Genomic DNA, 5,732 nt, shown 5'->3' on the forward strand with positions numbered 1-5,732 from the left:
GTCCAAGATGTGTCACTGAGGCCGGCAAGGTCTCGGGAAGGCCGGACAGCAGCGATGACCCGTGAGCCAGGAGACCTGCCTCGACGAACTGAACGTCCTCGGGCGGGGTGTCCCGGTGGAGCGCTTTGCGATTGCGCAGGCTCTTCGCCGGCGGAATCCTGGACGCGTCCGCTTTGGCCTTTGCTCCCAACTTCTGGGGTAAGCCTATGTCATCTTCACTTCCTGTCGCGACCCTTGGGACGCCGCGCATTGGTCCGCGCCGCGAACTCAAACTCGCTCTCGAAAGCTATTGGTCGGGCAAGTCGACCGAAAGGGACCTGCTCGACACCGCCGCCGCATTGCGCGCCGCCAACTGGGCCCGCCAGAAGGCACGCGGCGTCACCGTCATCCCGTCGAACGACTTTTCGTTCTACGATCAGGTGCTGGACATCAGCGTGATGGTCGGCGCGATTCCCGAGATCTATGGCTGGAAGGGTGGTCCGGTCGGGCTGGCGACCTATTTCGCCATGGCGCGAGGTGCGCAAAGCGAGACCGAGCCGCACACCTCCTGCGGCCATGCCCACCACGACCACGAGCATTCCCACGGCGCCCCGGCGCAGGAAATGACCAAGTGGTTCGACACCAACTACCACTACATGGTGCCCGAATTCGCGACCGGACAGCGCTTCGCACTGTCCTCGCTCAAGGCGGTCGACGAGTATCGTGAGGCCAAGTCACTCGGCTACGACACCCGCCCCGTTCTGCTTGGGCCGGTCACCTATCTGAAACTCGGCAAGAGCAAGGACGCCAGCCTCGATCCGCTCTCGCTGCTCGGCGAGTTGCTGCCGGTCTATATCGATGTGCTGCGCCGCCTTTCCGCCAATGGTGCCGAATGGGTCCAGATCGACGAGCCTTGTCTGGTGCTCGATCTCGACGAGGCCGCCCGCGACGCCCTGCGCCGGACCTATGCCACCATCGCCCATGCCTTGCCGCAGCTGAAGGTCATGCTGACGACCTATTTCGGTGGTCTCGGCGACAATCTCGACACGGCGGTCACGCTGCCTGTCGCAGGCCTTCATCTCGACCTCGTGCGCGCTCCCGCTCAGCTCGAGGAGGTGCTGGCCAAGGCACCGCGCGGGCTCGTGCTGTCGCTCGGCATGATCGATGGCCGCAACATCTGGCGGGCCAACCTGCCGGCGCTGCTCGGCCGGCTCGAGCCGGTGGTCGCCAGGCGCGGCACCGACCATGTCCAGATCGCGCCCTCCTGCTCGCTGCTGCACACGCCGATAGATCTCGATCTCGAAACCGATCTCGACTCCGACCTGAAGAGCTGGCTCGCCTTCTCCGTACAGAAGATGGGCGAACTCTCGGTGCTGGGCAAAGCCCTCGCGGGTGGCCGCGACAGCGTCAGGGATGCCCTGGACGCTTCGGCGGCCGCAGCGGCGGCCCGAAAGGCTTCGCCGAAAGTCCACGATGCCGCAGTGGCTGCGCGTGTCGCGGCGGTGACGCCCAGCATGACGGACCGCAAGAGCCCCTTCGCAGCCCGAGCGAAATTGCAGCGCGAACGCTTCAACCTGCCAGCCTTCCCGACGACAACGATCGGCTCCTTTCCGCAGACCGCCGAGGTCCGCAAGGCCCGCTCGGCTCATGCCAAGGGCCTGATCAGCGATGCCGACTATGAGCAATTCCTGCGTGAGGAGACGGAGCGCACGGTGCGCTGGCAGGAGGAGATTGGCCTCGACGTGCTCGTCCATGGCGAGTTCGAGCGCAACGACATGGTGCAGTATTTTGGCGAGCAGCTCGCCGGCTTCGCCTTCACCAAACATGGCTGGGTCCAGAGCTACGGCTCGCGCTGTGTGCGGCCGCCGATCCTGTTCGGCGACGTCTCGCGGCCGCAGCCGATGACGGTCGGCTGGTGGACCTATTCGCAGTCGCTGACGGTGAGGCCGATGAAGGGCATGCTGACCGGGCCCGTGACGATCCTGAACTGGTCTTTCGTCCGCGACGACATCCCGCGCAGTGCCTCCTGCCGCCAGATCGCGCTGGCGATCCGCGACGAGGTCATCGATTTGGAGAAGGCCGGTGCCGCGATGATCCAAATCGACGAGGCGGCGCTGCGCGAGGGGCTGCCGCTGCGCAAGAGCGAGTGGAAGGGCTATCTGGACTGGGCGGTGGGCAGCTTCAGGCTCTGTGCCTCGCGCGTCACCGACGCAACCCAGGTGCACACCCATATGTGCTACTCGGAGTTCAACGACATCATCGACGCGATCGCCGCGATGGACGCCGATGTGATCTCGATCGAGACCTCGCGGTCGAAGATGGAATTGCTCGACGCCTTCAAGACCTATCGCTACCCCAACGAGATCGGTCCCGGCGTCTATGACATCCACTCGCCGCGGGTGCCCGAGGTGGGCGAGATGACGAGCCTGATGAAGCTCGCTCGCCTCCAGCTCGCAGACGAACAGCTCTGGATCAACCCCGATTGCGGCCTGAAGACCCGCAAATGGGAGGAGGTCAGGCCTGCTCTCGTCAATATGGTTGAAGCCGCGCGGCACGTCCGGGCAGCCGCTCGCTGAGCGCCTGAGGCTCGTCGCGGCGGCGCAGGACACCGCCGCGACGTCGCCGTCAAGCCGGCATCGCCTCTCGAAGCTTCTTGGCGGGTCGGGGATCTCTGCACGGGGGGACCGAGGGGACTGCGCATGCAGCTCCATGCCGTACTGTCTTGCGTGAGGTGCCCGACGCTCGTTTGCGCCTTGGCAATTGACGCGGCCAACAGCGGTGCTATCCAAACGTCAGGAGGGCAGCCCTTGTCCGCGTGGCGCCAGAGAGCAGAATCGAGCCGTTGGGTCGCGGTCGCCGTGGCCTATCTGCTCGTGCTCCAGGTGGTTCTGACAGGGCTCGCGTCGGGTGCCAATGCTGCGAGTATCGCTCTCGATCGCACTCTGGCCATAACGCTTTGCTCGCCGGGGGCTTCTTCACCGGGTGACACGACCGACCGCGGCACGGCGCAGCATGATCTGATGAGCGGCTGCGCGCTCGGTTGCTCTCATCCAGCCCAAGCGAATGTGCCGTCAGCAATCGGCTTTCTGCCAGTTGTCTATCGGATCGTCGACCTGAACGCCTTGATCCGGCATCTCGACGCGCCTCATGGCTTTGTCGCCGGCCGATCGCCCGCCAATCCCCGCGCACCGCCGGTCTGAGCCCTGAGCAAGCCGCCATGCGTTGCGCATGGATGGCCGCTCTCTTGCGCGACCTCGGCTTCAAGGCCGATTTGCCCGCCATCCCCAGCAGATGCGCACCAAATTCGCTGATCCGAGCATTCGGCGCGATGTCTGCCCGGCACGCAAATGAAGCGCGGGGCTCGCGCCTGCGATGCCTCGGCTCACCATGCCAACGGTTCCTTTGCCGATCGCAATCCGACCGGGGCCACATGTCGGGATCGCTATCATTGGCCGGCACTCACCGTCCGATGACCACACTCAACGGCATCGAGCGTCATGGGCTCTCACGGGCCCGTCGCAGAACTGCCCTCACAGACCAAGGATTACGCCATGAAGACCCATCTCCTTGCAGCGATGTTCGTCACTCTGGGAACAACCGGTGCGCTCGCTCATATTACCCTCGAAACGCAGCAGGCTCCGGTCGGCTCGACCTACAAGGCCGTGTTGCGCGTGCCCCATGGTTGCAAGGGCGCGGCAACAACGAAGGTCCGCGTCCGGATTCCCGAGGGCGTGATCGCGATCAAGCCGATGCCCAAGCCCGGCTGGACACTGGAAACGGTGAAGGGCCCCTATGGCAAGGCTTTCGACTACTACGGCACACCGACTTCGGAAGGCGTGAAGGAGGTGGTCTGGAGCGGCGGCAGGCTGCTTGACGAGCACTACGACGAGTTCGTGCTGCGCGGTTATCTGACCTCCGACCTCAAGGCCGACACCGTCCTCTACGTACCGGTCGTCCAGGAGTGCGAGGGCGGCGCAGTCGAACGCTGGATCGAGATCCCGACTGAGGACAAGAGCGCGGACGACTACAAGTCTCCGGCTCCCGGTCTGAAGCTCACCCCGAAAAAGTAAACCGAGCAAGTGGCCGGGCTTCGCGCCCGGCTGCTGGGAGTTGCCATGCGCTGGCCCCTTCGCCTCGCCTTCGTCCTGACCTGCGCCTTGGCTGTCGCCACGGCAATAACCGGACGCGCCTTCGCTCATGCCGCGCTGATCGCCGCCTCGCCGGCGGACGGCGCGGTCGTGACCAACGCCCCTGCGGTGTTGACACTGAGCTTCAGTGAACCGGTGTCGCCGCTCATCCTGAAGCTGATCGGACCAGACAGCACGTCCCGCACACTCGATCGGTTCGTGCTGAAGGACAGGACGCTGATGATCGAAGCGCCCGCCGAACTGTCAGCCGGAACGCATGTTCTGAGCTGGCGCGTCATTTCCGAGGATGGGCACCCGGTTGGTGGGGCAGTGGTCTTCTCGGTCGGTGCGCCCAGCGGCCAGTCGCCAACTCCTGAGACACGGACTGATCCTGCTGTGCGGGCTACCCTTTGGCTGGGAAAGGTAGGGCTCTATCTGGGCTTGCTCATGGGGCTCGGCGGGGCAGCCTTTGCGACCTGGGTTGGTCCCTTGCCTCGCGATGCCCGGCGACCGCTCGGATTGTTCATCCTGCTCGGATCTGCCGCCTTGCCGCTGGCACTCGCCGCGCAAGGGCTCGATATCCTGGATCGCTCCCTCGGCAGCCTGGGCGAAGCGGACGTCTGGAGCGCCGCGGCCGCCAGCAGCTTTGGCCGCACGGCGCTGGCTGCAGCCGTCGCATTTCTGCTCGGAATGGCCTCCCTGGCGGTACGCGGCCGCATGGGGCCGGTCTTCGCTGGAGCAGCCCTCCTGACTGTAGGGGTGGCGCTCGCCGCGAGCGGCCATGCCAGCGCGGCCAGCCCGCAGTGGTTGATGCGGAGTGCAGTCTTTGTTCACGCCGTCAGCGTCTCCGCCTGGGCAGGAGCCTTGGTGCCGCTGTTCTTCGCTCTGCGGGAGGCCGACGCAATTACCGTGCTGCGCCAGTTCTCGCGTTGGATACCTGTCGTTGTTGGCTTGACCCTGCTCAGCGGTGGCATCCTGGCGGTGGTTCAGCTCGAACAGCCAGGCGCACTGATCTCGACCGGCTATGGCTGGGTTCTGCTGATCAAGCTCGCCTGGGTTGCAATCCTGCTGGGCCTGGCCGCCATCAACCGCTACCGCCTCACGCCCCTTGTCCTGTCTCGAACGGGCATCGCCGCCAAGACGATGCGGCGCATGATCGCGGCCGAAACCTTGCTGGTGTTCCTTGTCCTTGGCACCGTTGCGACCTGGCGCTTCACGCCGCCGCCGCGGGCACTTCTCGATGCGGCCGCGCCGCCTGCATCGGTCCACATTCACACGGCCAAGGCGATGGCGGACATCCGCATCTCGCCTGGACGTGCGGGGCCAGCCTCCATTTCGATTTCACTGCTCGACGGGGAGTTTGGACCGCTCACGGTCAAGGAAGTTCGCTGCGTCATGTCGAACCCGTCGGCCGGGGTCGAACCGATCGAGCGTCAGGCCGTCCGGTCGAGCGACGGCGCCTGGCATGTCGACAGCCTCGTCATTCCCATCGGTGGTCGGTGGACCATCGAACTCGAAATCCTGGTCTCCGATTTCGAGATGATCCGCCTCGGTGAGACCGTGGAGATCAAGCCATGACGACTGACATGACGCGCCGGGACCTGACAGCACTGGCCGCGACAGGGG

Annotated in this window: 4 protein-coding genes and 1 riboswitch; all 4 genes read left to right on the forward strand. The window is 65.2% G+C overall.

Going from position 1 to position 5,732, the window contains the following annotated elements:
- A riboswitch (cobalamin riboswitch) is annotated at positions 1 to 97 on the forward strand. This riboswitch is flagged as partial in the annotation.
- A gap of 109 nt (positions 98 to 206) precedes the next feature.
- The 4 genes from metE to AC1DRP_RS34370 all read left to right on the forward strand — a co-directional run bounded on the left by metE (position 207) and on the right by AC1DRP_RS34370 (position 5,684).
- Positions 207 to 2,555 carry a 5-methyltetrahydropteroyltriglutamate--homocysteine S-methyltransferase gene (gene metE / locus AC1DRP_RS34355; RefSeq protein ID WP_476770874.1) on the forward strand — a complete coding sequence of 783 codons (2,349 nt, stop codon included), beginning with the start codon at positions 207 to 209 and terminating at the stop codon, positions 2,553 to 2,555.
- A 231-nt stretch (positions 2,556 to 2,786) separates the two neighbouring features.
- Complete coding sequence (locus AC1DRP_RS34360; RefSeq protein WP_476770875.1) at positions 2,787 to 3,179, forward strand: hypothetical protein; 393 nt, start codon at positions 2,787 to 2,789, stop codon at positions 3,177 to 3,179.
- A gap of 351 nt (positions 3,180 to 3,530) precedes the next feature.
- Entirely contained in the window at positions 3,531 to 4,049 is a 519-nt protein-coding gene (locus AC1DRP_RS34365) for a YcnI family copper-binding membrane protein (protein WP_476770876.1), read from the forward strand.
- Between the two features lie 45 nt (positions 4,050 to 4,094).
- Positions 4,095 to 5,684 (forward strand): copper resistance CopC/CopD family protein, encoded by a 1,590-nt coding sequence (locus AC1DRP_RS34370; protein ID WP_441507797.1) that lies wholly within the window; start codon positions 4,095 to 4,097, stop codon positions 5,682 to 5,684.
- Positions 5,685 to 5,732 lie beyond the last annotated feature (48 nt).

The organism is Allobosea sp. 01N443 (assembly GCF_056399325.1).

Coding starts and splice junctions, on each gene's coding strand:
- AC1DRP_RS34365 (WP_476770876.1), top strand. CDS start 3,531: ATGAAGACCCATCTCCTTGCAGCGATGTTCGTCACTCTGGGAACAACC.
- metE (WP_476770874.1), top strand. CDS start 207: ATGTCATCTTCACTTCCTGTCGCGACCCTTGGGACGCCGCGCATTGGT.
- AC1DRP_RS34370 (WP_441507797.1), top strand. CDS start 4,095: ATGCGCTGGCCCCTTCGCCTCGCCTTCGTCCTGACCTGCGCCTTGGCT.